Source organism: Acinetobacter sp. AB03, from assembly GCF_058107045.1.
Window position 1 is genome coordinate 753,380 of sequence record NZ_JBUEBA010000002.1, and the last position, 25,672, is coordinate 779,051.

The following is a 25,672-nucleotide window of genomic DNA, read 5'->3' on the forward strand; positions in this document are numbered from 1 at the left end:
AAAATAGATACAAATGTCTTGGGCAATCCAAGCAACCAAGTAGCAGAAGTTCTTGGTCAAAAGTTAAAACAAGAGCAAAGTCATATCAGCGTTGCAGTCAAAAATGTAATTCAGCAGTACACACTTGAACCTAATCAATATGTTCGTATTGAAAAGTTTACTGCAAAAGTATTGTTGCTTAGTGCCTTGATGATGACTGCAAATAGTGTTTGGGCAACCAATAATGATAAAGAAAGATGTGATGGGTGGGGTGCTACTTGGTATTGTCCAGGAACTCCAGGTCCTCAAGGGCCTACTGGTCCTGCTGGGGCAGATGGTGATAGTGCTTATCAGGTAGCTGTGAACAATGGTTTTATAGGTACTGAGGAGGCATGGTTAGAGAGTTTGAAAGGTGCAACTGGAGCGCAAGGTGAACAAGGCCTCCAAGGTGTAAAAGGTGATACTGGAGCACAAGGTGAACAGGGCCTTCAAGGTTTACAGGGCGAGCAAGGTATCCAAGGTGTAAAAGGTGATACTGGAGCACAAGGTGAACAGGGCCTTCAAGGTTTACAGGGTGAGCAAGGTATCCAAGGTGTAAAAGGTGATACTGGAGCGCAAGGTGAGCAAGGCCTCCAAGGTTTACAGGGTGTGAAAGGTGACACTGGAGCAACGGGTGCTACAGGCGCACAAGGTGATAAGGGAGACAAAGGCGATAAAGGAGACAGGGGTTATACTGGTGCAACAGGTGCAACAGGTGCAACAGGTGCTACTGGAGCAACGGGAGCCAAAGGTGATAAGGGAGACAAGGGCGATAAAGGTGATACTGGAGCAATGGGTGCCACAGGAGCCAAAGGCGATAAAGGAGACAGGGGTTATACCGGTGCAACAGGTGCCACAGGGGCAACTGGAGCACAAGGCGAACAAGGTATCCAAGGTGAAACGGGAGCAACAGGATATAATGCTTATCAAGTTGCGCAAGTTAATGGTTTTGACGGTACTATCACCGAATGGCTCGCTAGCTTAAAAGGCGATATGGGTAACATAGGGATGACAGGTGCAACAGGTTTTAGTGCTTATGATGTTGCAGTTGGTAATGGCTTTGAGGGCAGCATTACTCAATGGTTAGCCAGTCTTAAAGGTGCAAATGGTACCAATGGGATCTCTAAAGAAGTGATGGATGCTGCTGATACCTACATCTTGAATGAAGCAAAAACCTATGTGAACCAAGTTGGGCAACAAACCCTCAATCAAGCAAATGCTTATACGGATAGTCGTGTAAATGCCTTGAACCGAGATATGCGAAAACTCGAAGATCGAACCTATGCAGCAGTTGCATCAAGTATTGCGATAGCATCTTTACCGCAACCGACAGATGCTGGCTACAATATGTTGAGTGCCGGCGTGGGTACATGGGAAGGTGAGCAAGGTTATGCTTTTGCTCTCAGCGGTGTGACTGAAAGTAACAAATATGTATACAAAGTAGCTGTAACAACCAATAGCGAAGGTAATTTCGGTGCAGGTGCAGCAATTGGTTGGCAATGGAAATGACAGTGATAATTCTTAACCTCAGTTAGAAAAGCCTCTGCACATTCAGAGGCTTTTTTATATGTAAAGAGCACATCTTATCTTCATCATGATGGATATTTCACAACATTAAGCACTAATAAATATACAAATCTTCTTATATTCTCAATTATTAGCCATAAAATTTGATTTAAGATAGCTCATCTAACAAATTGCGACTGCGCAAATTATAAAAGGTGAGATTATGAAAATGCTTCGTAAGACTTTATATGCAATGACAGTGGGTGTAGTAACACTTGGCCCTGTCATGAGCAGTACAGTATTTGCAGCTCCGGTTGCAGCATCGGAGCAACAAGCGACGACGAGTTTAGTGAAACAGTTGAGTGGTATTCAAAGTATCAGTTCTAACTTTGAGCAAACCACCAAAGTCACAAATTCATCTAAAGCACCGAAGAAACAAGGTTTATCTGCCCAGCACATGAATCAGACCTTTAAAGGGGTGATGAAAGTTGAGCGTCCAGGGAAATTCTATTGGGAAACCACAAGCCCTGCAAAACAAACCATTGTGACTTCGGGCAAAACGGTTTGGATTTATGATCCAGACTTACAGCAAGCAGTTCGTCAGACTTTAGATGAACAGGTGGCGAATACCCCTGCACTATTATTGTCAGGGAATACGGAACAGATTCGTAAGTCATATCGTATTACGCAACCAAATCAGAGCAAAACCTACTATACCTTGTACCCAAAAAGCGATGATGGTGCATTTCAAAGCTTAACGATCAGTTTTGGTGCGAAAAATGCGCCGACGCTAATGATCTTAGAAGATTCTTTGGGACAAACAACCTATGTGCGTTTTAATAACACCAAGGTAAATACCAATATTCCAGCTTCAACCTTTAATTTTACTCCACCTAAAGGCACAGACATTATTGACCAATAAAATGAGTCTGTTGTTCAAAACCACCTTCGGGTGGTTTTTTATTGGATCAAGTTCAGTTACATAACGTGGTGGGAAGTTATGGCTGTGCTTTGTATAGTCTGTGCTATTGAATACTTAACTGCGGGTAAATCATGATATTACTTCATAACAATAAAATTGGATCTGTCTTCGCAATGATGTTGTGTACGGGGTTGCTGAGTGCATGTCAGCCACAAAATGACAGTAACGCTGCAAAAAGTGAAGAGACAACTAAACCAGCTCAAGTCACACAGACTTTGCCACTGATTGAGGCAAAAGTTCGACCATTACAATTGGCGCATTCTATTGCTTGTGATGAGGAAGGATGTACCCAATACCAGCTGTACAGCTTGGACACCAATGTCCCATGGATCAATCAATATTTTGATGAACGGATGAAAAAAGCCAATCCTGTGGCATTTGAAAGTTTGAAGCAGTCAAAGCCACAGATTGATGAAAACATGCTCAGTGAAACTTTGTCTGATGTCCGTTATGTGGCGCAGCGTGGAAAATATGCTGATTTTGTCTTGATGTATTATCACTACCCAGCGCGTGCCGCACATGGCATGTATCACAACGAGTACATCACCTTAGATTTGGCAACGAAAAAACGGGTTGCGCTGAGTGATATCGTGGTAGACAAGACGGAGTCTCAATTATTAGATGCATTGTATAGTGCCAATAGCATGTGGTTGTCCGATCATAATATTTCACGTGAGCAATTGAAGCTGACTGACAATTATTATATGAGTGCCAAAGGTGTGGTGTTCGTCTATCCGTTATACGAATTAGCCTCTTATGCAGAAGGGATGTCTGAATTGGTTTTACCGTATCAACAAGCCAGCGGCTTAATTAAGGCGGAATATTTGCCAAGTTTTGTCGAATATGCAGCTGAACGAGAAAAATCGAGCAAAGAAAAGCCATGAAAATTGCTGTAATAAGCCACAGCTAGTGATCGCGTGACTGTATTTTTCGGCCTGAAGCGCTTACACTATAGCCAGTTTTTTTCTTTGCAAAAGATTGGCTATGATCGACCCGAAATTACTCAGAAATAATATTGAGGCTGTAAATTTAGCCTTAGCAAAACGTGGTGTACAACTGAATGTTGAAGAATGGGCATCACTAGAAGCTCGCCGTAAAGAGATTCAATCCAAAACTGAATCTCTTCAGGCTGAACGTAATTCGGGTGCAAAACAAGTTGGCCAAATTAAAAAAGCTGGTGGTGATGCATCTGAAATTATGACGCGCATGTCAGCGATTGGTGATGAAATCAAAGCGGCAGAAGTCGCTTTGTCTGAATTACAAGCTGAACTTGAAGCGAAATCACTCAGCATTCCAAACTTGCCAGATGAGTCTGTTCCTGAAGGAAAAGACGAAAGTGATAACGTGGAAATCCTCACATGGGGTACGCCGCGTACGTTTGACTTCGAAATTAAAGACCATACTGACCTTGGTGAGTGGATGGGTGGTCTTGAGTTTGAAACAGCGACCAAATTGACAGGTTCTCGTTTCAGCGTGCTCAAAGGACCACTTGCTCGTTTACAACGTGCGATTACACAGTTCATGTTGAATACACATACTTTGGAAAATGGTTATACCGAAGCTTATGTGCCATATTTAGTCAATGCTGACTCACTCCGTGGTACAGGCCAATTGCCTAAATTTGAAGAAGATTTATTCAAATTACAAGGTGAAAAAGAGTATTACCTCATTCCAACTGCGGAAGTGCCTGTAACCAACTTCGTGCGTGATGAAATCATTGATGCAGACCGTTTACCACTGAAATATGCAGCGCATACGCCATGTTTCCGTAGTGAAGCAGGTTCATACGGTCGTGATACGCGTGGCTTGATTCGTCAACACCAATTCGACAAAGTTGAAATGGTGCAAATTGTTAAACCTGAAGACTCAATGCAAGCACTTGAAGAGCTTACAGGTCATGCTGAAGGGATCTTGAAAGCACTTGGTTTACCGTACCGTAAGATCATTCTTTGTGGTGGTGATATGGGCTTCGGTGCAACTAAAACTTATGATCTTGAAGTTTGGGTACCAAGTCAAAACACGTACCGCGAAATTTCTTCATGTTCAAACATGGGTGACTTCCAAGCGCGTCGTATGAAAGCACGCTACCGTGCAGACCAAAAGAAAACTGAATTTGTGCATACGCTGAATGGTTCTGGTTTGGCTGTGGGCCGTACTTTACTTGCGGTCATGGAAAACTACCAACGAGCTGATGGTTCGATTGAAATTCCGACCGTGCTTCGTCCTTATATGGGCGGCGCTGAGTACATTGACTAATAAAGTCGATGTACTGCACAGTTTTGTGCACAATAATTGCTTTAAGACAGTCAGATAAAACTCATTGAGGTCGTGCGTGGATATTTTTCCAATCTCTTTAAAGTTGCAGCAGCAACCTTGTCTGATTGTCGGTGGTGGGCATATTGCTTACCGTAAGGCAGTGTTGTTACATAAAGCAGGAGCGGTGATTCATGTCATTGCTCCTGATATTGATGCAAATTTATTGCAACTCGTTGAAGAAAGCCAAGGGCAATATATCCAAGCGCTATATCCTGCGCAGATTCAACTCAATGACTATCGTTTAGTGATTGCTGCAACAGATGATTATGCGGTGAATACTCAAGTCTTTGAGGACTGTGAAGCGCTGAAAATACTGGTCAACAGTGTTGATGATCCACCGCATTGCCGTTTCATGGTTCCTGCTATTGTTGATCGTTCGCCTTTGGTGATTTCAGTGGCCAGCAATGGTACATCCCCCGTCTTATCTCGCCAAATTCGAACCCAGCTTGAAACCAGTATTCCACATGGGATGGGTAAGCTGGCTGAGTTTTCAGGAAAATGGCGTGCAGCGGTGAAAGCGAAGATTTCTAATCCTGACGAGCGCCGTGTTTTTTGGGAAGACTTATATGCAAGCTCTCTGAAAGAACAGGTTTTTCATGACAATCTTGTAGAAGCAGATCGTTTAATCGAGCAAGCGCTGTTGGAGTGGAAAACGCCGAAAGGTGAGGTATATTTGGTTGGTGCAGGTCCAGGTGATCCTGAGTTGCTGACCCTCAAAGCATTGCGTTTGATGCAACAAGCCGATGTGGTGATTTATGATCGTTTGGTTTCCCCTGCGATTATGGAACTCTGCCGTCGCGATGCAACAAAAATTTATGTGGGTAAAGCCCGTTCTAACCATGCTGTACCGCAAGAAGGCATCAATGCCTTACTGGTGGAATATGCCTCAAAAGGTCAACGTGTTTGCCGTTTAAAAGGCGGCGATCCTTTCATCTTTGGTCGCGGTGGTGAAGAAATTCAAGAGCTTTTTGCCGCGGGCGTGCCATTTCAAGTGGTGCCAGGGATTACTGCTGCGTCGGGTTGTTCGGCTTATGCAGGCATTCCACTGACACATCGCGATTATGCACAAAGCGTGCGTTTCCTTACGGGGCATTTAAAAGAAGGTTCGCCTGAGTTACCGTGGGATGAGTTGGTTTATCAAAATCAAACGCTTGTGCTGTACATGGGCTTGGTTGGTTTAGAAAAAATTTGTGAAAAGTTAATTGAGCATGGGCAGCGCCCAGACATGCCCGTTGCTTTGATCTCGAAAGGTACCACGCCAGAACAAAAAGTGGTGGTCGGGACCTTAGCGAATATTGCATCAAAAGTTGAAGAAAATCATATTCAAGCGCCTACTTTGACCATTATTGGTGATGTAGTGAGTTTGCGTGAACAATTACAATGGCAAGATTAACTTTTGCCAGATTGAAAAAGTAGAGAAAAGCTGTGATCCATGTTGTTTTATACGAGCCCGAAATTCCTGCAAACACAGGCAATATCATTCGTTTATGTGCCAATACTGGAGCGCAGCTGCATTTGGTTAAGCCTCTCGGCTTTGAACTGGATGATAAAAAACTTAAACGTGCAGGTTTGGACTACCACGAGTGGGCGCGCATGCAAATTTGGGAAACATTCGATGAGTGTTTAGCAAATTTAGCCCTAAAAGGTGTCGATATAAACGCGGTTTATCCTCTAACCACCAAAGGAACGGAAACCCCGCATACTTCGGATTTGAATCGCCCCGTGGCGTTACTTATGGGACCTGAGACGCGTGGTCTGCCTGAACAGGTTCGTATGTTGTTTCCAAAAGAGCATTGGATTCGTTTGCCCATGGCTGAAAACTCGCGCAGTTTGAACTTATCCAATGCGACAGCTGTGATTGTGTATGAAGCATGGCGTCAGCAGGGTTTTAAGCCTTTAGCCTAATCAAATTGCTGTAACAGAGCCCGCTTAAGCGGGTTCTGTTTTTTCTAGCTTTTGATCGAATCCAGCTCTGGATTTTAAAACTTTAAGCATATTGGCTTCGACCCAATCTTTCATTTGATAGGTATTTTGAGCAAAGTCTTTGCCAATCTCGGTTAACGCATATTCCACGCGAATCACATTGTCTTCATGAATGGTTCGCGTCAAAAAACCATCGCGCTCTAAGATCTTTAATTTTTGTGACAGCACTTTAGGGGAAATACCTAAAACATTTTTCTTGAGCTCATTAAAATGTTGCGACTCTTGATCCAGCGTATACACAATCAATAAAATCCACTTGTCTGCAAATTTTTCAAAAAAAAGACGAGCAGGACAATCTGGATGAAAAATGTTAAATTTCATTGGCTTATTCATTTCTAACCATGCTCCTTTTACGTTCTATCTTCATTTGAAACAATCAATCAGACCAGTTACCAGGTGGTAACTAATTGATACTAGGTTTCATAAGTGTATCATGAATACAGACTTAATGCAGCGCTGTCATCAGACTACGCTTTCGCAAGATATTGGCAATTGGATGGATCACATGATGAAAGTTTCAGAGGCTGTTGTTTTTATTACGGGTGCAAATCGTGGTTTAGGACTTGCCATCGCTCGAGAGGCACGTCGTCAGGGTGCTAGAAAGATCTATGTGGGTATGCGCCAGATCGGTAACTTTCAGGAAGAAGGGCTTACCCCGATTCAACTCGATGTAAATGATGAAGCATCTATTAAGCAGGCAGCAGAACAGTGCGCAGATACCACGATTCTTGTGAATAATGCGGGCATTGCGCTTTTGAATGAGCATCCTGTCGATGCCAGTATTATCACGACTACGCAAAAGATTTTGGAAACCAATTTGTTGGGCTTGATGCGAGTGACGCAAATTTTTGCTCCGACCTTGCAAAAGAATCAACAGGCTTATGTGGTCAACATTCTCTCGGATGTGTCCTGGGAGCCAAGCACTGTTTTGACCAGTTATGCTATTTCCAAGGCGGCAGCATGGTCCTATACCAACTCAAGTCGTCTGTGGTTGTCTCAGTTTAATATTCAGGTCATGGGGGTGCATGTGGGTTTTATTGACACAGATCTGACTCGTTCATTACCCATTACTAAGATTGCGCCAGAAACAGTGGCTCAAGAAATCTTCCAAGGCATCGAGCAAAATGCTTATGAAGTTTTGGTTGGTGAAAAGACCCAGCAGTTGAAGCAGGGCCTAAGTGCTGAAGTTGCAAGTTATGTGAAACTTAAATCCGATCAGACAAGTGTTTAAGATATTTCATACTGTTTATTTTTAATGGTTTACGTGGCGCAGCATCATGATTGACGCAGCGATGCCAATCAACTAATTCAAAAGAGGAAACTAAAATGTCGAATATTTCAGTGGCTTTTTATTCAGGCTATGGACATACCAAAGTGATTGCACAAACTTTTGCGCAAGAAATTGGTGCAAATTTGGTGGAGATTGACTCAAATGGAGACATTTCAGAGCAAGATTGGCTGACGTTGGATCAATCTGATGCAATTGTATTTGGTGCACCGACTTATATGGGCACTGCACCGTGGCAGTTTAAAAAGTTTGCCGATGCATCTTCAAAAAAATGGTTTACCCGCGCATGGCAAGATAAAATTTTCGGTGGCTTTACCAATAGCGCAAGCTTAAATGGTGATAAGCAAGTGACCTTAATCCAACTGCAAACACTTGCATCGCAGCATGGCGGTATTTGGGTAAGCTTGGGCTTATTGCCTGCCAACAGTAAAGCGGCAACTCGTCAAGATGTAAATAATTTGGGTGGTTCTGTCGGTTTGTTGGTGCAATCACCATCGGATGCAAGTACGGATGAAATCCCAACAGGGGATCTCGAAACCACAAAAGCCTATGCACAACGTATTGCTAAAATGACTAAACAATTTAAGGGCTAGTTTTTTAGCTCTAGTTTAAAAAAGAAAAAGACGCACTTAGCGTCTTTTTCTTTTGAATGAAAGATTAAAGCGGATCGTCAAATTCATTATGTTGTGGTGCAGGTTGCTTAAAGCCTTTGGTTTTATAACCTAAGTATAAAATACCAAACATTGCCCACCATAAACCGAATTTCAACGCGGTTTCTTCAATTTCTAGCCACATGGCAAAGATACTGAGGAATCCACACATTGGAATTATCACAAAGCTAAAGATGTCTTTAATATTCTTTGTGCGGCCATCACGCAGTGCATATCTTGAAATCACCGATAAGTTTACAAAGGTAAATGCAGTTAATGCACCGAAGCTGATCATCGAAATGACGATGTCTAAGTCCATGAAGCCAGCTGTTAATGCTACAGCACCTACAATTAGGATGTTATAAGATGGTGTGAAGCTTTTCGGACTAATATGACCAAAAATCTTCTTGTTAATCACGCCATCGCGGCCCATCACATACATTAAGCGTGAAACGCCTGCATGTGCCGAAATACCTGATGCCATAACAGTCACAATTGCGAAGTACAACACCACCGTTTTAAACGCAACGCCACCGACGGCTTGTAAAATGTCAGGCTGTGTTGCAGCAACATCTTCAAAGTAAGTCTTTGGATCGTTCGGGAAGTAAATCTGCATGAAGTAGGTGCTGATAATAAAGATCACACCGGCCAAGAGTGCCGTTAAGAAAATCGCTTTAGGTAGAGTTTTCTCGGTATCTTTTGTTTCTTCTGCCAGCGAGCTGAGCGAGTCAAAACCTGTGAATGAGAAGCACAGCAAAGTCGCACCTGTAATCAGGGCACCCAGTGAAGTAAGCTCATTCCAGAATGGCTCTAAACTCCATAACTGATATTTCGCATTGACCAAAGTACCATCTGCGTTGACGCCACCAGCAAGTAAGCTGTAAACCATCCACGTGAAGTAAGCAATCACACCTAACTGTACAAAAACGATCAAACCATTAAAGTTTGCAACGAAGCGTGCACCACGTAAGTTGACCGCGGTCATAAATGCAGTTAAACCAACCACCCAGACCCAATGGTTTACATCAGGGAATAAGGCTTCAAGGTAAATCACGGCAAGAATGATGTTGACCATTGGAGACAATAAATAGTCTAACCATGATGACCAACCGACCATAAATCCGACATTCGGATGGATGGATTTTTGCGCATAGGTATAGGCTGAACCCGAGGAAGGGTAGCGACGAATCATGTGACCATAACTGATCGACGTGAATAAAATTGCAATTAAAGCAATGATATATGACGTTGGCACATGATAATGACTTTCTTCTGATACTAAACCGAAAGTATCAAATAATGTCATTGGTTGAATATAAGCTAAACCAATAATAATGATGTGCCAGAGACCTAGCGTTTTTTGCAGTTTAGCTGCCGATTGAGTCCCAGAAATATTAGTCAACGGCGTTATCCTCTTAATCGTTGATCAAGGATCAGTCATGTTTAATAAGGATCGTTTGAGACGAACGATCCCCCCTGTGTTTAATTTCAAAAGTGCGCCAATCTACATTAATTTGGCCGCTTTTGTCAGTAACTTTTTCAGATTTTTTAGCAGTTTTTATGCCAATAGGTATAAGGAAAGCATTATTCCTTGTGGCAAATAAAAGCCCGATGTTTAAAAAAGCATCAGGCTAAGATTGTCGCTATATTGGCTGATTTTTTATGAATTACCAAGCTTTTTCTAAAATTGCTTTTAAATCTTTTAAGCTGGCTTCTTTCGGGTTGTAAATGATTGAACCATCGTTGAGGGCCTTTTCTGCCACCTCATCGAGTTGTTCTAAGGTCACTTTTCCTGTTTCACTCAAGGTACGGGGTAACTTGGTTAGGGTAAATAAGCGATCACGCATGGTGAGTAATGTGCTGATGGCTTTGTCTGCACGTAAGTGGGCAGGGGTCTGCGCATAAATATCTGGTCCTGCAAGCGGTAACAATAGGTCTGCAATTTTGTCACCATTCACTTCCTTGTTAAATTCAAGCACATAAGGGAGGAACAGGTTCATGCATAGTCCATGCGGCAAGTGTGCCACTGCACCTAAGGCATGTCCAAGTGAGTGAACAAGTCCTACCATCGAGTTTGAAAATGCAATGCCAGCCATGGTCGAAGCTTGAGCCAATTCTAAGCGGCCGTTGGCATCGCTTGGATTATCCAGCACATTAAACAAATGATTGCTGACTTTTTTAATTGCTGCCGTAGCATAGGCATCTGAAATCGGATTGTGTGCCATGCATGTATAGGCTTCGACGGCATGGGTCATGGCATCCATTGCGGTCATCGCAGTTAAGTGCGGTGGCAGGGTTTGGGTCATGCGTGGATCGAGAATCGCAGCATGCGGCATTAAATAGTACGATGCGAAAGGTAGTTTGACATTTTTCTCTGGATCAGACACCACTGCAACCATGGTAACTTCAGACCCTGTACCTGATGTGGTTGGGATCACAAAAAAGGGTTTGAGTGGTTTAGGTAGGTTGTGTGCCCCAGAGTATTTGAGTAAGTCATCACCACCTTCAGATACCAAAATATTGGTGGCTTTCGAGGTGTCAATCACCGATCCGCCACCGACAGCAATAATTGCATCACACTGATGTTCACGATATAAATTGGCGGCTTTACGTACCGTCTCTAAGCTTGAGTCCGGTGGAACATCATCAAAAATTGCGCCAATCACTGCATCGGTTGACTCAAATGCTGCATCAATGGGTGCGAGTAAATTATTGGCACGTACACCTTTGTCGGTAATGATTAAAGGTCGGGTTGCCCCTAATGTTGCCAGTTCAAATGGAATGTGTTCTAAAGCAGCATGACCAGCGATCACTTTTACAGGACAGAAAAATTCGTAATAAGGCTTCGCCATGTTATGCACTCCGTTTTAAATATGATTGGGCTACTTTGAGATAAATATTTGCAGCACCAGTGAGTTTTTCTTTTAAGCCCAATTCAGTTGGGTATTCTTTGACGGCAAGTTCAGCGACCATTTTCGGTAAAATCAACGATTCCATTTTATTTAGACAGCGGACGAGGCGAATTGCATAGGAAATATCGCCATCTGCGATCATACGATCATGTGCAAATGCTTGTGCTGTACTTTCTTGAAATGAAAACACCAAAAAGGCATGGCTCAGATGTTTAAAAGTGATGGTTAAATCTGCCTTTAAACTTCCTGGAGTAAGTAGTTCGAGTTGATGGTTTTCGGTCACTTTGGCTAAAAAAGCCGGGCCGTTTGGAAAGACATTCATCGATAAGGTGAAATTGGCTGGAAATTTGGCAACTTCTTGCTGAATTTCACTATCGACTTGGCTGGCCATGACCAATCCTCGGCCAATCACATCCATCATAAGTTTGACATAGGTCAATTGTAGAGCGGGTTTCACTGAATTTACGTTAATCACTCGCTGTTGTCCTTTCTAAAAATAATTATTAGTTTAGAGTAAATACTCTAATTTATTTTTCCATGAAAAGCAAAGCCTTTATATATGCTGTACTTGAACTTCTTTAAAGTAACCGCTGTGCTGTAAAGTTTCAATAATGTCAGCACATAAGTTTTCAAAACGCGGGTAGTCTGATTTGAGGTCTGAGATACGCACCATTTCTAAGCCCGCATAGCCGCATGGATTAATGGTGTGAAACCCAAATAAGTCACAGTCAATATTTAAGGATAAACCGTGATAACTGCGGCCTTTACGAATTTTAAAACCCAATGAGCCAATCTTGCGTCCATCGACATACACTCCGGGTGCATCAGGTTTGGCATAGGCTTCAATCTCATATTTTTTGAGTAACTCAATCATTAGGTTTTCAGCATAAGACACCAAGGTACGGACGTTCCAACCAAGTCGGTTGAGGTCAAACATAAAATAGGCAACCAACTGACCAGGACCATGCCAAGTGACTTGCCCTCCGCGATCCGTTTGTACCACAGGAATGTTACTGCTCATGAGGATGTGTTCAGGTTTTCCAGCTTGACCTTGAGTGAGCACGTCATGATGTTGCAAAATCCAAAGTTCATCTGGTGTGTCTACATCCCGTTGTTCAGTCAGTGCTTTCATTTCTACAAAGCGGTCAGCATATAAAGTTAAATTATCAAACTGGCGAATAATGAGTTGTGGTTTGAGAACGGCATCTGACACGGCACTTGCGTCCTTATAAAACAAAAAGTATGTCTGAAATTATAAAGAAAAGATCTAGAGCGTAGGGGGATTTCTTCAGTGAATAAGCTGAATTCAATAGATCAAAAATTTAGGCACAAAAAAACACGCTCGTAAGCGTGTCTCATTGATACATCATTTGAATTACAGCGCCGTTTTAATTAACGGACAAGCTGCAAGGTCTGCATACAGTTGATGAACTTGTTCTAATTCTTCAAAACGCAATTGGGCAGTTAAAGAATGATATTTACCTGTGCGTGATGGTTGGACTTGAATCGATTCACCATCAAACTCAGGGAAATGTTTGACTAAAATTTCAACCACTGCAACATGTAACTCAGTGCTGGCAAAGCCAATGAGTTTGATTGGGTAGTCCATAGGGAATACCCAAAGATGTTCTTGTAATTCACGTGATGGTGTACGGTCTAACATAGTCATGAGCGTCAGTCCCCCTTATTCCAAACGCCTGCGAAACTGCAGGCGTTAGGTGTTGCTCTTAAATACTTAATGGAGACTCGCGATTAAATTTCAAGTCTCCGGTGTATCGGTATCAATTAGTCGTTTTCTAGGAATGAACGTAAGTGTTCAGAACGAGAAGGGTGACGTAATTTACGCAGTGCTTTCGCTTCAATCTGACGAATACGTTCACGTGTCACGTCAAACTGTTTACCCACTTCTTCCAAAGTATGATCCGTTGGCATGTCGATACCAAAACGCATTTTCAATACTTTCGCTTCACGTTCAGTCAAGTTTTCAAGCACTTCACGCGTTGCTTCTTTTAAGCCTTCAGACGTTGCAGCATCGACAGGTGAAGTGATGTTGCTGTCTTCAATGAAGTCACCCAAATGCGAATCTTCATCATCGCCAATCGGTGTTTCCATCGAAATTGGTTCTTTGGCGATTTTCAGCACTTTACGCACTTTAACTTCATCCATTTCCAAACGTTCACCGAGTTCTTCAGGTGTTGGTTCACGGCCCATTTCTTGCAGAAGCTGGCGTGATACACGGTTGATCTTATTAATGGTTTCGATCATGTGTACTGGAATACGAATGGTACGTGCTTGGTCGGCAATCGAACGAGTAATGGCCTGACGAATCCACCACGTTGCATAAGTCGAGAACTTATAACCACGACGGTATTCAAACTTGTCTACCGCTTTCATCAAACCAATGTTGCCTTCTTGGATCAAGTCCAAGAATTGTAAGCCACGGTTGGTATATTTTTTCGCAATCGAAATTACCAAACGTAAGTTCGCTTCAACCATTTCTTTTTTCGCGCGGCGTGCTTTCGCCTCACCTACAGCCATACGTTTTGAAATCTCTTTGATGCCTTTAACATCAAGGCCCAAATCTTTTTCAATGTCTGCAATTTTTTGTTGGAACGCTAAAACGTCAGGGCGTACTTTTTCAAGATAACCTTTTTGGTCTGGCGACGCTTTCGCAATTTGTTCATCTAACCAAGCAAAGTTTGACTCTTGACCTGGGAAAGAGGTACGGAATTGAGTCCGATCCATACGACCACGACGTACTGCATAGCGCATTACTTCACGTTCAGAGGTACGGATTTGTTCATGTGTACCACGAATCATTTCTGAAATGATGTCAAATAAACGTGGTGTAAATTTGAACATCATAAACACAGTTGCAAGTGACTCTAAAGCATCTTCTGCTTCTTTGCTTGAACGACCGTGTTTCTCGATGATGGTTCGGGTGTTTTTCCAAGCCGCAGTCAGTTCGTCAAAACGCGCTTTGGCAATTTCAGGATCTGGGCCAGATTCACCTTCAGAATCATCATCACTTTCAGACTCTTCTTCTTCCTCGTCATCATCCAATTTTACATCTTTGGTTGATTTGGTTGAAGAATCATCTTCTTCATCAATTTCAGACTCTTCTTCGAGGACTTCTGGAATCGCTTCATCAGTTTCAGGGTCTAAATAACCTGAAAGGATGTCCGCAAGGCGACGTTCGCCCGCTTCATAATCTTTGTATTCTTGTAATACCACTTCAACCGCATTTGGCCAGTAAGCAATCGAGTGAAGAACGTCACGAATCCCTTCTTCAATACGTTTTGCAATACTAATTTCACCTTCGCGCGTCAACAGTTCAACAGTACCCATTTCACGCATATACATGCGGACAGGGTCAGTGGTACGACCAGGCTCATTTTCTACAGAGGCAAGAACAGCAGCGGCTTCTTCTTCAGCAACTTCATCGGCAGCTTCATTACCACCTTCAAACATTGCATCATCAGATTCAGGCGCACGTTCGTGCACAGGAATACCCACGTCTTGAAGCATTTGAATAATGTCTTCAATCTGTTCGCTTTCAGTGATCGAGTCTGGGAGATGATCGTTAACCTCAGCGTAAGTTAGGTAACCTTGCTCTTTGCCTCGGCTAATCAGAGCCGCTACTTGTGAAGTAGGGGAAGTCATATCGCTCATCTTTGCTTACTCTTCGTTGAATCTGTGGCAGTGGAAAATTGTGCATCTGGGCACAATTCGCTTCATAAACTTATTTGTAAATAACTGCGTATTCCATCAGGGGTAGTCAGCAAAAAGCTGCCTGATAAAATATTAAAAATATAAATTCAGTGATTTAGATGGGGGTGAATTTGTTGTTTTCAAGTTCATCCCTAGCGTGCTCAAGTTCAAAACCCAAATTTGAAATCTGAAAGATTTGGATTTTATGTGACCATTTAAAGTCGTAAACTATAAAGACGCAGGGTGGATTATATCATGCCATAAAAATTGGTTAGAAATAAAGACTAAAAATCAAATTAATTGCTCTAAATGCAAATAAAACTTGACAAGGTTCTGGAACCCATATAAATAGCGGCTAAGACCCTTCACATTTTTTCACTATGAGGTAGTTTTAGTGTCTTCTACAGATTTTGAACTAGATGATAACTACGCTGATGATGATGTTAATTTTGATGAGTCATCAAGTAAAATTAGTGCGAAAGAATCATTAGAAAAACGTCGCCTGATTGATGACCTTCTTGCACAGCGCCGTTTGGAACGTGAGCTTAAAGATTTTGATTACGACATCGACGATGACGACGATTTTGACGACGAAGAAGACTAAAATCAGATGTAGCATCGTGTCTGAAAATGCTATGCTAATGCCCTAATCAGTTTCTGAATTTGGATTTGAAATGAGTGCTTTAGATTTAGACTTATTGAGCGAATATCTAGATGGTGACCAAAATGAGTATGGTCTAGATTTTGCAGCGACTCATGGTTTTTTGTGTGCAATTGCAGTTGGCCCTACTTTTGCAAAATGGTTGGATGAACTTTTTGATAATAATCAAAAGAAAGTGCCTGCCGAGATCATCGTGCAAGTGAAAGCTTGGCTTGAGTCTATTCGTCAAAACCTTGCCAATGAAGAAGGGATTGAATTTCCTTTTGAAATTGAAGAGGCCGATGTTGAGTCAAGTCTAGGGGATTGGAGCGTTGGTTTTGTCGATGCAATGTTCCTCAATGAAGATGCATGGTTCACGCCTGAGTTTGAAGAGCAACTGGTCGATCTTACTTTACCAATTATGGTATTTAGTGGGATTGATGAAGAAGATCCGCAAATGGAAACTTTCCGTCGTAACGGTCAGTTAATGGATGAGCTTGCAGAAGAAATTCCAGAGAACTTAAACGAACTTTATCTCATGTATCATACGCCAGCATAATTGTTCTTGCGTTGTGACATCAGCGACGCAGGCATTAGCAAGCAAATAAAAAAACGTCCCTAGAGGACGTTTTTTTATGCCCAAATTTTAGTGTTTAAACGCAGGTACCACTCATGCTTAATTTGTGAGAAATAAGCAAAGTCCTAAAGTTGCGAGTACGGTACCGATGACACGGTTAATACTCACTTGTTTGCGTAAAATTTTATTTCGGATCACTGGGGTAGAGCAGAATAGTGAAATGAGCAAAAACCACAGTAGATGACTGACCGAGATAAACATGCCATAACCGATTAAATGTGTTAGACCATGATTGCCTCGCAGTAACTGTGCAAAGATGCTCATCACAAATAGCGTAGTTTTGGGATTTAAGCTGTTGCCTAGAAAACCTTGTATAAATGCTTGCCGTGGGCGCAGCAAGGTATGAGTGGCATGGTCACTAATTTGCTGTTGGGTAAATGTTTTGTACCCGATATACATCAGATACAGTGCGCCAATATATTGAATGATATGCAATAGGTTTGGAATGTAGTGCTTTAAGAAGCTGAGCCCTAGTACACTATAGCTAATGTGGATCCATACAGCACAAGCAATACCATATGCGGTATAGATCCCTTGTTTACGCCCATATAGATAACTATTTCGGCTGACCAAAGCGAAGTCAGCACCAGGACTGATGACTGCAAGTAGGGTGATGATTGCAATCGCTATAATTTCATTCACTCATTGATCCTTGTTTGGATTGAATTAAAGGATTTATATATTTTTCATATATTTGCTATAGTGAAAATCGATTTTAATTATTGCTTATTGATGAGTTTTTGGAATGATTGAGCGCTTATCACTGAATTCTCTTAAGTTTTTTTATTATGTCGCTCGTTATGACAGTGTCACCATCGCTGCTGAAAAACTCTTTGTCACTCAAGGGGCGGTCAGTAAGCAGTTAAAAAACTTGGAAGAGGCACTGGGGCATCGTTTATTTATTCGTGACGGCAAAAAGTTACAGCTGACGGAAGATGGCCTCGCACTGTTTGATTGTTGTGAGCAGGTCTTTCCTCAGATTGACCAATGCATTGTGCAGATGACAAGAGAAAAGAAGAATGAGAAGAAGAGCTTAATCTTATCCTGTGAGCCGACCATCGCCATGAAATGGCTGATTCCGCGCTTGGTTCAATTTAAGCTACGTTACCCTGAGATTGATATCAGTTTGTTAACAGCTGGTGGAGAAGCGGATTTTAAAGTGCAAAACATTGACTTGGCTCTCAGACGTAATGATTTTGACTGGGCAAGGCCATTTATAGTGAAAAAATGGCGGATGAGCATATGGTTTGTGTATCGCGTCATAAGCATTTAGCCCCGATGTCTCAGCTGTTTATTTCAAGCTCAAGACCTAAAATTTGGACACAATTTAAGGATGCATATAAAGCGCAGTTTAAGCACTTTCAAAGAGTAGCGTTGGAACATTTCTATTTGTGTATAGAGGCTTCTTTAGCAGGGTTGGGTGCAACAGTAGTTTCAGCTTATATGGTTGAAAAAGAGCTCGATTTTCAAATGTTAGACATGCTTACCCCGATTGTGCAAGATGGCTCTGCTTATTATTTACTTTCCGCATCTCCTTTTGAGGATGATCCGCATAAAGTCATTTTTAAAGATTGGTTGATTGAAGAAATGAGAGCCAGCCAAACAAAGTTAATGGTACTTTCCGCCCAAAAGCACTAATCACGTGCGGCATTTGATTGTTATCTATCAAGCATAAAAAAAACACCTCAAATGAGGTGCTTTTTTATGGTAACTTTTTAAAACAATAGTCTGCGTACCAACCATAGGCAATATGAAAAATAGCGCCATGAATCGCGACCATACACAGCATAACGACAGCGGTGAGTCCAATACCAGCATTATCGACTGATTTCATAATCGCTTCAGCATTGGGGTTCATTAGCACTAAAAATAGTACAAAGAAACTACCAGTGATAATTGCGACAGCACTTGAGCCCCAAACCAGTTGAATTTTTTCATGATTGTTTGGAACACGGTGTTCTTTTTTCACAAAGTGTCCGACACTAATCAGTGCACAAGCCACTAATGTCGGAATTAAGGTTAAACCTCCAAGGTTTAGACCAAAGACCAGTACAGTGATTAACAGCACCAAAGCAATGCTATATACCGCCGCAAAATGCAGTAAATAGTGTTTCATGTATTTCCCCAAAATAAATAAATTAGCTGCGTGTTTTACGCAAATGCCTGCGATATAAAAACCAAAGGATAATCACAGCGACAATGGCAATAATGACATAACCGACTTTGCTAAAAATTTGATGCATCAGTGCTTGGTTTTCACCAAAGTAATAGCCAACTGTTGCTAAAAATGTTGTCCAGATAATTGTACCGAGTCCACTATAAAACATGAACTTCCAAAAGGGCATACGGCTCATCCCCGCAGGGATGCTAATCAGTGAACGCACTGCAGGAATCATACGACCAAAAAATACAATACGGTGACCATACTGCTCAAACCAATCTAAGGATTTTTTCACATCGGCAGATTTGATAAACAGATATTTACCATAGCGGTCGACCCATCTGAAAATATGCTCTTGTTTAAATTGATAGCCGATCCAATACAGCACTGCTGCGGCAAAGAGTGAACCAATACATCCTGCAATAATGACCCCAATTAAAACCAACTCGCCTTGTGATGCGGCATAACCTGCCGAAGGCATGATAATTTCAGAAGGAATGGGCGGAAAAACATTATCAAGAAACATGAGTAAGGCTATTCCCCAATAACCCAATTGTTCCATGACGGAGATGATCCATGCAGTGAGGTTCATATAGACCATAAAAATAAATGCGATAAGTTATCTTAAGGACTTATCGCATGTGGGTAAAGAATTGAAATGTATTGTTTTCTATTCATCGAAACGGGTATGGGTTAGCGTGTGAATATAGACTTTACGTAAGCTATAGGCCAGCGCAACTGGGATTAAACTGAGCAATGTATAATTTAAAAGATTTGAGCTTAGATGGTAACCAATGCCGAGCGCGATACTTGAACCAATCAACATGCCCAAAACCACGATAAATAAATGCGTGCGCTGTTCAAGCTTGGCTTTGATTTGGTTGAAGCTGGTACTGTGATATTGCTCGATCCGGTTTGCTGCGGCATTGCGAATCAGTGTGCGATGGCGTGGCATGATTATTTTATGCATGGCAATCATCCTATTTTCGTCGTTTAGGCATGTCATTTTTATTGTTATGTGGAGACCTTCAGGGCACCACTTTAGCTTATTATTTATACAGTATGACTCAGATTGAGTTCAATATTGTGACAAAATTGTTAAATATTTTTAAAAAACGGGAACTGCATAAAAGAATAAGCCCTCAAATGAGGGCTTATTCTTGACTTAAATCATCTGAATGATTTTAAAGGCGTTTACGTTTAGCCGCAGCAATTTGTGACTGGCGCATACGGAAGCCTTCTTTTTGTTTTTCTGTGGTGTTGTCGATACAGTATTTGCATGACACACCATGTTCATAGCTAGGTTCTTCTGCTTCAGCAGGAAGAAGTGGCCAACCACAAGCATGACACTTAATGTTAAGGCCTTCCTCAACACCATGAGTGACAGCAGTACGACCATCAAAAACGAAACATTCGCCTTCCCACATGCTTTGTTCAGCAGGGGTTTCTTCTAAGTATTTTAAGATGCCGCCTTTTAAGTGATAAACCTCGTTGAAACCTTCTTGAAGAAGAAGGGAGGTCGATTTTTCACAGCGGATACCACCTGTACAGAACATCGCAATTTTTTTATCTTTGTGCTGTTCAAGGTTTTGCTTAACGTACTCTGGAAATTCGCGGAAACTTTCTGTTTTAGGGTCAATAGCGCCCTTAAATGTTCCGGCTTTGTATTCATAGTCATTACGAGTATCGATCAAAATGACGTCATCACGAGCAATCAGGTCATTCCACTCTTTCGGATCAAGGTAGTGACCGACTAAATCACGTGGCTTTACTTCAACGCCTAAAGTCACGATCTCTTTTTTAAGTTTGATCTTCATTTTACGAAATGGTTTGTCTGTACTGTCAGACTCTTTGTATTCCATTTCGTTAAAACCTTCATTTAGAAGGAATTGATGAATCATATCGATCGCGGCACGGTCGCCTGCAACCGTACCATTAATACCTTCGCCCGCTACAATCAGAGTACCACATAGGTTGATGGTTTTTACCAAGTCTAAAAGACGTTGTTGAAGATCAGCAGGATCTTGAACTTCTTTGAATTGATAAAGTGCGGCAACAACCCAACCAGTCGTCGCTTGCTGTTCTACAGGTGCAAGCTGTTCTACAGTAGCGTTCATGGAGTACTCCAATGTATTTTGATAGATAATTTTAAGGCGCACATTTTACATGGAATTGAATCAAGATGCGAGATAAGTAAACATTTTAAATGGCTTCTCAAGTAGTAGGTGAGCGTGTATATTCAGTTGCCAATGAGAAAATCCGTTTTGTTTTGGTGCGTTTATTAACAGGAGTGTGTTTTGAGTACAGATCGTCGAATTGCCTCTTTGACCCCATGTGCAGGGCGCTGTTCAACGGTATTTGGTGATTCTGTGTGTCGTGGTTGTCGTCGTTTTAATCATGAAGTGATTCAGTGGAACACCTACACTTCGGAGCAGCATCGTTCAGTTTGGCAACGCTTAGATGCGCAATTAGATCAAATTTTAGTGCCAATGCTGCCTTTGGCTGATGTGCAGCAGGTAGAAGCTTTTGTTTTATCTAAACGCGTTCGTTTGCGTCCCGATGCATCAAAAGGGCGGAAGCTTTATCATGCGTTAAAAATCTGTGAAAAAAATAAGAACTTTACCGAAGAAAGTGGTTTAGGTATTCAAGCGCAGCAAGTGAAACCGATTTGGCAAGAGTTTGAACGCCGTGTTTTGGCACTTGCTACCGCCAGTTATGATTTGGCATTTTTGCGTGCTGATGCAATTCGACAACATCTCATTCATATGGAAGAGGACGAATAAGTCCTCTTGGTTTGATATAGAAAAAGAATACTCCGCATACCTAAGCTATTTGCGAGAGTGACTGGGGGAAAGGGTTTTTCGATGGTGAATGTATTTGAACTGGCGTTGTACTGTACGGCTGTGGTGGTCATGATTGCAACACCTGGCCCAGTGATGTTGTTGGTTGCTAGTGCAGGTCTAAAAGGTGGATATAAACAAGCCTTAAAAACCATTTTTGGGACGAATTTAGCCTCTTTGGTTCTTATTGTACTATCTGTGCTCATCTTAAAAGGCTTTTTAAACATTGCAGAGCATTGGTTAAATGCGATTAAGATTTTAGGCTGCGTATATATTGCCTATCTTGGTTTTCAAATTTTAAAAGAAGCAATTGCACAAGGAACAGAAACATCGCCTGTGCAACTAAAGCGGTGCAGGGGGGCTTTAAGCAAGGTTTCTTGGTGGGTATTTCGAATCCGAAGGATATTATTTTCTTTGCCTCATTTTTCCCACAGTTCATTGGGGTAACCAGTGATGTCGATGTCAGCCTTGTACTGTTGACCATTCTCTGGATTATTCTAGACTTCAGCACGTTGTCTTTGGTTTATTTGGGTTTTAATAAACTATCGCAGTCCGCTTTGTACAATAAGTTATTAGGCGTTTGTGGTGCGATATTGGTCAGTATTGCGCTCTATGGTATTTATACTGTGTTTGTTTGATGCTGATGATATTGCATAAAAAAAGCCTCCAATATGGAGGCTTTTTGATGGGGGAGCGTAAAAATTAAACTCCGTGTTTAATGCGATATTGCACCAATTCTTCGATGGTAATCACAGTCAACTGATGCGTTTGTGCATATGCCAACACTTGAATGCCAGAGGCCATAGTCCCATCGGCATTGGTCAGTTCACACAAGACACCTGCTGGCTTCAAGCCTGCTAAACGTGCTAAATCAATAGTACCTTCGGTATGACCACGACGGGTGAGTACACCGCCTTGGCGCGCACGAAGAGGGAATATATGACCAGGGCGGTTTAAGTCGCTGGCAATTGCCCCATCTTTAATCGCTGCTTTAACTGTGGTAGTGCGGTCTTGTGCAGATACACCTGTAGTCACGCCTGTTGCGGCTTCAATGGTCACAGTGAATGCTGTTTTAAACTGACTTGAGTTATCTGACACCATAGGCACAAGGTCTAAGTGATCGGCCAGTTCATCGGTCAGGCATAAACAGACAATGCCAGAGCCATCACGAATCATGCGTGCCATCGTTTCGACAGTGAGAGTTTCGGCAGCCACAATGAGGTCGGCTTCGTTTTCGCGGTCAAAGTCATCCATCACCAAAACAGGTTTGCCTTGGCGGATATCTTCTAAAGCTTGTTGGATACGTTGTTCAGCTGGAGAAAGGGCTGAAAAGAAAATTTCGGGTTGAATCAAACTAGACATTGAAACGCTCGCGTAAAATTGAAGTACGGTTGAACATTTCAGGACTTTGAAAAATTGGCGTAGCAATAAATCCTCACAGGTTTGCACCTGAGATTCTATTGGTCACGTCGTCTTCTTTCATCCGGACTATACCGTCGGCTTTGGAATTGAACCAAATCTGCGAGCCAAATAGATGATTTCTGCTTGACTGGCTCGTGGGCTGATTCAGTCTGAGTCATTCAACTGAACTTACCACCGGTGGGGAATTGCACCCCGCCCTGAAGCGATGTAACTCCATTATAGTGCTAAATATTTAGAAAAACAGGGGGCGTTTTAGAATGATCAGTTTTATACATAGAACAATTTTTGCTATAGCTTTGCTAAAGATCAACAATCTCTTTGCATGATTTAACTTAGTATAGGTATAAGGTTTCAAAATGAATGCCCAAAATAAAGGGCATAACTTAAATGAGTATAGCCTTTCTAGGTTGAATCCTTTTAAATAAATGAAGATAAAAATAAGAGTGAGGAATTGGGATTGATCAAAATTCAACAATATGATTATCCTTGGAATGCTGAATCCTTCATAAAGCATCTTCAAGTTTTTGGTTTTACCCTCATCGCGGTCAGTATGTTGTATTTGGTTGCTGCTAATTGGTTTATGTTGCCACAGAATATTCAGCTGGCTATTCCTCAGTTGTTATTGTTATTTAGTGCGGTTTGCAGCTTGTGGCTGACAAAACATGATTTTCTAGTGCAATGTTTACATAGTATCTGTGGTTTGATGATTGGTTTAAGTCTGGCTGTGATTGGTCAAATTTATCAAACGGGTGCTGACAGCTATTTATTATTTCTATTTTGGTCTGTGCTGCTTTTACCGTGGTTATATCATCCGAATATCGGTGTATTTTTCCTTTTATGTATTACCAGCCAATTGGCATTGTTTCTATTTTTTATCCAAACCTTTTGGGGAGATCAATATCCAGATCTTTTCTTAATCAGTATTCATGCATTTGCACTGATTCAATTCTATTTCTGCAATAAATATTATTCGAAACTCCGTTACTTATTCTTGCTGTGGTTTGCCATTCTCTCGGTTTGGCATATGGCGATGTACCTCTATGCGGATAAAAGCATTCTTTATTTCACAGTGTCTTTTCTCTTGTTGGGCATTTCACTGGCTTACTATTATCAAAATAAAGATCAGTTGTGTAGTGCACTTTCAGCCGTTGGCTTGGGCATTAGCTTTACCATGATCATTGTGAAGGCGGTGACGGAGTGGTTTGGTCAGAATGAAATTTTTGAATTATTTTTTATCGCACTGATTATTTTTGCGTGGTTTGCTTTCATCACTTACATGTTGATTAAATTTATTCCGCATAGTCGGTTCAATGCTATTCCACTTGCTGTGGGAGCTTGGATTGCGGGTATCGTCTTTGCAACGCTGATGTTGACCTTTTGGGGAAATTTCTCTTTGCTTATGGGCCTTGTTTTTGTGGCTTTGGCGGCTTACTTGTTGAAAGCTAAAAAAAGCTTGTTTTTAAGACAATTTGCTTATTGTCTCTGGGTTGCAGGACAAATTGCGGTGATTTTTCACACCGTTGATTTGATGAATCAAATTATACCTATTCTATTTTTACAATTGGTGATGCTTGCACTCGCCTATTTTATGCGTACACATTGGTTCTTTGTTTTTGTTCAAATTTTGGGTTTATATGCAGCAGGTGTGGCGTGTATTTGGGATATTAATGCACATCTCAGTTGGCGTAATATTGTTGAAAATTTTGTTTATCTAGCACTTTGGAATTATGTTTTTTATCTGGGAATTTTGGTCATAAAATTCATACAGCCAACTGAATATCAACGCAGTTTATTACTTTCTGCACTTGGGATTATTCTATTTTCTATGGGTTTTTATACTTTATTTGGGAAATACGAATTAGCGAAAATTGAGCACATTCCTATATTGGCTTTTGGCCTACCGATTTTATGGTTTGTACTTTTTGTCTTTTTACATATTCAAAAGCAGTTTCATTTATTTGCGCATTTTATTTTGACTGCTTTGGCAGTAGGGCTGATTTTTTATGGTTATTTCGATATTTTTATTTGTTTGGCCATCATTTCATGGGCATTAAAAACACAAGATAAAGTGATCTATGGATTTGCGTTGGCAACTTTCGCTTTAATTTTAGGATTTTTATATTATTCCCTTGACGTGACCTTTCTAATTAAAAGTTTAAGTATGTTCTTGTCAGGTCTGATGTTGCTCTTGCTGACATTGAGCTTGATGCTATTTAAGCAAAAAGAGGAGTTCGGCATATGAAGAGAATGATTCCTCTTGCTTTGGCATTACTCAGCATCGCGGTATTTTTAGGCTTAATTTTTAAAAATGAATGGCACTTAAACAATAGTCAAACCATGTATGTGCGTTTGCAACCTGTAGACCCGCGTTCGATTATTCAGGGGGATTATATGGCGCTGAATTATCAACTTTATTTTGCGCCTCAGCATTTGAGTCCAGAAAGTACCAGCCAAGCCAACAGCAATCAAGAAGATCAGATTTTTTCAGGTCATTATTTTGATGAAGTGATTAAGAACAAATCTTCGGTGCTCACTTATGTTGAACTCGATTCACAGAGGCGCGTGATACATAGCTATTTTGAGTTGCCGAAAAATGTTCGTACAGC

At 41.5% G+C, this 25,672-nt stretch carries 26 protein-coding genes, 2 pseudogenes and 1 riboswitch; of the genes and pseudogenes, 15 read left to right on the forward strand and 13 right to left on the reverse strand.

Annotation, left to right across the window (positions count from 1 at the left end; genetic code table 11):
- From ACY3FQ_RS03960 to ACY3FQ_RS03985, 6 genes are all read left to right on the forward strand, one after another.
- Positions 1–1,527, forward strand: a 1,527-nt coding sequence (locus ACY3FQ_RS03960) for a YadA-like family protein (protein ID WP_489773639.1), incomplete at its 5' end; no start/stop codon positions are given.
- Positions 1,528–1,747: 220 nt separating this feature from the next.
- On the forward strand, positions 1,748–2,446 hold the full coding sequence (gene lolA, locus ACY3FQ_RS03965) for an outer membrane lipoprotein periplasmic chaperone LolA (RefSeq protein ID WP_004695452.1): 699 nt from the start codon (positions 1,748–1,750) through the stop codon (positions 2,444–2,446).
- Between the two features lie 131 nt (positions 2,447–2,577).
- A complete protein-coding gene (locus ACY3FQ_RS03970; RefSeq protein WP_279691856.1) occupies positions 2,578–3,390 on the forward strand; it encodes an RsiV family protein in 813 nt (270 codons plus the stop codon).
- A 100-nt stretch (positions 3,391–3,490) separates the two neighbouring features.
- Positions 3,491–4,762, forward strand: a complete 1,272-nt coding sequence (gene serS, locus ACY3FQ_RS03975) for a serine--tRNA ligase (protein WP_004695457.1) — start codon at positions 3,491–3,493, stop codon at positions 4,760–4,762.
- Between the two features lie 76 nt (positions 4,763–4,838).
- Positions 4,839–6,215 (forward strand): siroheme synthase CysG, encoded by a 1,377-nt coding sequence (gene cysG / locus ACY3FQ_RS03980; protein ID WP_279691854.1) that lies wholly within the window; start codon positions 4,839–4,841, stop codon positions 6,213–6,215.
- Positions 6,216–6,247: 32 nt separating this feature from the next.
- Positions 6,248–6,727 (forward strand): tRNA (cytidine(34)-2'-O)-methyltransferase, encoded by a 480-nt coding sequence (locus ACY3FQ_RS03985; RefSeq protein ID WP_125280026.1) that lies wholly within the window; start codon positions 6,248–6,250, stop codon positions 6,725–6,727.
- A gap of 24 nt (positions 6,728–6,751) precedes the next feature.
- Here the strand turns inward: ACY3FQ_RS03985 and ACY3FQ_RS03990 are convergent, their stop codons facing one another.
- A complete protein-coding gene (locus ACY3FQ_RS03990) occupies positions 6,752–7,138 on the reverse strand; it encodes a winged helix-turn-helix transcriptional regulator (protein ID WP_004982843.1) in 387 nt (128 codons plus the stop codon).
- A gap of 115 nt (positions 7,139–7,253) precedes the next feature.
- Here ACY3FQ_RS03990 and ACY3FQ_RS03995 point away from each other — a divergent pair, with 115 nt between their 5' ends.
- Together ACY3FQ_RS03995 and ACY3FQ_RS04000 are read left to right on the forward strand one after the other, a co-directional pair.
- On the forward strand, positions 7,254–8,036 hold the full coding sequence (locus ACY3FQ_RS03995; protein ID WP_279691860.1) for an SDR family NAD(P)-dependent oxidoreductase: 783 nt from the start codon (positions 7,254–7,256) through the stop codon (positions 8,034–8,036).
- A 95-nt stretch (positions 8,037–8,131) separates the two neighbouring features.
- Entirely contained in the window at positions 8,132–8,686 is a 555-nt protein-coding gene (locus ACY3FQ_RS04000; RefSeq protein WP_279691851.1) for a flavodoxin family protein, read from the forward strand.
- Between the two features lie 64 nt (positions 8,687–8,750).
- Here the strand turns inward: ACY3FQ_RS04000 and ACY3FQ_RS04005 are convergent, their stop codons facing one another.
- From ACY3FQ_RS04005 to rpoD, 6 genes are all read right to left on the reverse strand, one after another.
- Positions 8,751–10,145: an APC family permease gene (locus ACY3FQ_RS04005; protein WP_004695470.1), complete on the reverse strand. Its 1,395-nt coding sequence runs from the start codon at positions 10,143–10,145 to the stop codon at positions 8,751–8,753.
- A 265-nt stretch (positions 10,146–10,410) separates the two neighbouring features.
- On the reverse strand, positions 10,411–11,595 hold the full coding sequence (locus ACY3FQ_RS04010) for an iron-containing alcohol dehydrogenase (protein ID WP_279691849.1): 1,185 nt from the start codon (positions 11,593–11,595) through the stop codon (positions 10,411–10,413).
- Between the two features lies 1 nt (position 11,596).
- A complete protein-coding gene (locus ACY3FQ_RS04015) occupies positions 11,597–12,076 on the reverse strand; it encodes a hypothetical protein (protein ID WP_216076700.1) in 480 nt (159 codons plus the stop codon).
- Between the two features lie 132 nt (positions 12,077–12,208).
- Positions 12,209–12,868, reverse strand: a complete 660-nt coding sequence (gene lipB, locus ACY3FQ_RS04020) for a lipoyl(octanoyl) transferase LipB (protein ID WP_279691847.1) — start codon at positions 12,866–12,868, stop codon at positions 12,209–12,211.
- Between the two features lie 162 nt (positions 12,869–13,030).
- A complete protein-coding gene (locus ACY3FQ_RS04025; RefSeq protein ID WP_010327321.1) occupies positions 13,031–13,318 on the reverse strand; it encodes a YbeD family protein in 288 nt (95 codons plus the stop codon).
- Positions 13,319–13,440: 122 nt separating this feature from the next.
- A complete protein-coding gene (gene rpoD, locus ACY3FQ_RS04030; RefSeq protein WP_062033953.1) occupies positions 13,441–15,327 on the reverse strand; it encodes an RNA polymerase sigma factor RpoD in 1,887 nt (628 codons plus the stop codon).
- 433 nt (positions 15,328–15,760) lie between these two features.
- On the opposite strand from rpoD, the gene ACY3FQ_RS04035 reads away from it, so the two are divergent.
- Positions 15,761–15,970 (forward strand): PA3496 family putative envelope integrity protein, encoded by a 210-nt coding sequence (locus ACY3FQ_RS04035; protein WP_004982817.1) that lies wholly within the window; start codon positions 15,761–15,763, stop codon positions 15,968–15,970.
- A 70-nt stretch (positions 15,971–16,040) separates the two neighbouring features.
- Positions 16,041–16,565 carry a YecA/YgfB family protein gene (locus ACY3FQ_RS04040; RefSeq protein ID WP_087526358.1) on the forward strand — a complete coding sequence of 175 codons (525 nt, stop codon included), beginning with the start codon at positions 16,041–16,043 and terminating at the stop codon, positions 16,563–16,565.
- A 117-nt stretch (positions 16,566–16,682) separates the two neighbouring features.
- On the opposite strand, the gene ACY3FQ_RS04045 is transcribed toward ACY3FQ_RS04040, so the two are convergent.
- Positions 16,683–17,285 carry a LysE family translocator gene (locus tag ACY3FQ_RS04045; protein WP_279690510.1) on the reverse strand — a complete coding sequence of 201 codons (603 nt, stop codon included), beginning with the start codon at positions 17,283–17,285 and terminating at the stop codon, positions 16,683–16,685.
- 103 nt (positions 17,286–17,388) lie between these two features.
- Between ACY3FQ_RS04045 and ACY3FQ_RS04050 the strand changes: the two are divergent.
- Positions 17,389–18,281, forward strand: a pseudogene (locus tag ACY3FQ_RS04050) (LysR family transcriptional regulator).
- A 64-nt stretch (positions 18,282–18,345) separates the two neighbouring features.
- Here ACY3FQ_RS04050 and ACY3FQ_RS04055 read toward each other — a convergent pair.
- From ACY3FQ_RS04055 to trhO, 4 genes are all read right to left on the reverse strand, one after another.
- Positions 18,346–18,759, reverse strand: a complete 414-nt coding sequence (locus ACY3FQ_RS04055; RefSeq protein WP_279690512.1) for an ABZJ_00895 family protein — start codon at positions 18,757–18,759, stop codon at positions 18,346–18,348.
- A 22-nt stretch (positions 18,760–18,781) separates the two neighbouring features.
- Positions 18,782–19,396, reverse strand: a complete 615-nt coding sequence (locus ACY3FQ_RS04060; RefSeq protein ID WP_078389132.1) for a DedA family protein — start codon at positions 19,394–19,396, stop codon at positions 18,782–18,784.
- 78 nt (positions 19,397–19,474) lie between these two features.
- Complete coding sequence (locus ACY3FQ_RS04065; RefSeq protein ID WP_010327316.1) at positions 19,475–19,774, reverse strand: hypothetical protein; 300 nt, start codon at positions 19,772–19,774, stop codon at positions 19,475–19,477.
- A gap of 214 nt (positions 19,775–19,988) precedes the next feature.
- Positions 19,989–20,921 carry an oxygen-dependent tRNA uridine(34) hydroxylase TrhO gene (trhO, locus tag ACY3FQ_RS04070; RefSeq protein ID WP_279690514.1) on the reverse strand — a complete coding sequence of 311 codons (933 nt, stop codon included), beginning with the start codon at positions 20,919–20,921 and terminating at the stop codon, positions 19,989–19,991.
- A gap of 180 nt (positions 20,922–21,101) precedes the next feature.
- Here trhO and ACY3FQ_RS04075 point away from each other — a divergent pair, with 180 nt between their 5' ends.
- Complete coding sequence (locus ACY3FQ_RS04075; RefSeq protein ID WP_004695495.1) at positions 21,102–21,587, forward strand: DUF1289 domain-containing protein; 486 nt, start codon at positions 21,102–21,104, stop codon at positions 21,585–21,587.
- An 81-nt stretch (positions 21,588–21,668) separates the two neighbouring features.
- A pseudogene (locus tag ACY3FQ_RS04080) lies at positions 21,669–22,282 on the forward strand (LysE family translocator).
- Positions 22,283–22,346: 64 nt separating this feature from the next.
- On the opposite strand, the gene ribB reads toward ACY3FQ_RS04080, so the two are convergent.
- A complete protein-coding gene (gene ribB / locus ACY3FQ_RS04085) occupies positions 22,347–23,006 on the reverse strand; it encodes a 3,4-dihydroxy-2-butanone-4-phosphate synthase (RefSeq protein WP_078389136.1) in 660 nt (219 codons plus the stop codon).
- A 105-nt stretch (positions 23,007–23,111) separates the two neighbouring features.
- Positions 23,112–23,274, reverse strand: a riboswitch (FMN riboswitch).
- A 249-nt stretch (positions 23,275–23,523) separates the two neighbouring features.
- Between ribB and ACY3FQ_RS04090 the strand changes: the two genes are divergently transcribed.
- Together ACY3FQ_RS04090 and ACY3FQ_RS04095 are read left to right on the forward strand one after the other, a co-directional pair.
- Entirely contained in the window at positions 23,524–25,308 is a 1,785-nt protein-coding gene (locus tag ACY3FQ_RS04090; RefSeq protein WP_279690517.1) for a DUF2157 domain-containing protein, read from the forward strand.
- The coding region (locus ACY3FQ_RS04095; RefSeq protein ID WP_489773640.1) for a GDYXXLXY domain-containing protein at positions 25,305–25,672 on the forward strand (368 nt) is incomplete at its 3' end. The genes ACY3FQ_RS04090 and ACY3FQ_RS04095, both read left to right, overlap by 4 nt.

What these genes read in the sequence shown, in the direction of transcription:
- ACY3FQ_RS04000 (WP_279691851.1), top strand. Translation starts at nt 8,132, where the DNA reads ATGTCGAATATTTCAGTGGCTTTTTATTCAGGCTATGGACATACCAAA.
- ACY3FQ_RS04060 (WP_078389132.1), bottom strand. Translation starts at nt 19,396, where the DNA reads ATGAACCTCACTGCATGGATCATCTCCGTCATGGAACAATTGGGTTAT.
- ACY3FQ_RS04065 (WP_010327316.1), bottom strand. Translation starts at nt 19,774, where the DNA reads ATGCATAAAATAATCATGCCACGCCATCGCACACTGATTCGCAATGCC.
- ACY3FQ_RS04025 (WP_010327321.1), bottom strand. Translation starts at nt 13,318, where the DNA reads ATGTTAGACCGTACACCATCACGTGAATTACAAGAACATCTTTGGGTA.
- trhO (WP_279690514.1), bottom strand. Translation starts at nt 20,921, where the DNA reads ATGAACGCTACTGTAGAACAGCTTGCACCTGTAGAACAGCAAGCGACG.
- ACY3FQ_RS03995 (WP_279691860.1), top strand. Translation starts at nt 7,254, where the DNA reads ATGCAGCGCTGTCATCAGACTACGCTTTCGCAAGATATTGGCAATTGG.
- ribB (WP_078389136.1), bottom strand. Translation starts at nt 23,006, where the DNA reads ATGTCTAGTTTGATTCAACCCGAAATTTTCTTTTCAGCCCTTTCTCCA.
- ACY3FQ_RS04015 (WP_216076700.1), bottom strand. Translation starts at nt 12,076, where the DNA reads ATGATGGATGTGATTGGCCGAGGATTGGTCATGGCCAGCCAAGTCGAT.
- ACY3FQ_RS04040 (WP_087526358.1), top strand. Translation starts at nt 16,041, where the DNA reads ATGAGTGCTTTAGATTTAGACTTATTGAGCGAATATCTAGATGGTGAC.
- lolA (WP_004695452.1), top strand. Translation starts at nt 1,748, where the DNA reads ATGAAAATGCTTCGTAAGACTTTATATGCAATGACAGTGGGTGTAGTA.
- ACY3FQ_RS04055 (WP_279690512.1), bottom strand. Translation starts at nt 18,759, where the DNA reads ATGAAACACTATTTACTGCATTTTGCGGCGGTATATAGCATTGCTTTG.
- rpoD (WP_062033953.1), bottom strand. Translation starts at nt 15,327, where the DNA reads ATGAGCGATATGACTTCCCCTACTTCACAAGTAGCGGCTCTGATTAGC.
- ACY3FQ_RS03970 (WP_279691856.1), top strand. Translation starts at nt 2,578, where the DNA reads ATGATATTACTTCATAACAATAAAATTGGATCTGTCTTCGCAATGATG.
- serS (WP_004695457.1), top strand. Translation starts at nt 3,491, where the DNA reads ATGATCGACCCGAAATTACTCAGAAATAATATTGAGGCTGTAAATTTA.
- ACY3FQ_RS03990 (WP_004982843.1), bottom strand. Translation starts at nt 7,138, where the DNA reads ATGAATAAGCCAATGAAATTTAACATTTTTCATCCAGATTGTCCTGCT.
- ACY3FQ_RS04010 (WP_279691849.1), bottom strand. Translation starts at nt 11,595, where the DNA reads ATGGCGAAGCCTTATTACGAATTTTTCTGTCCTGTAAAAGTGATCGCT.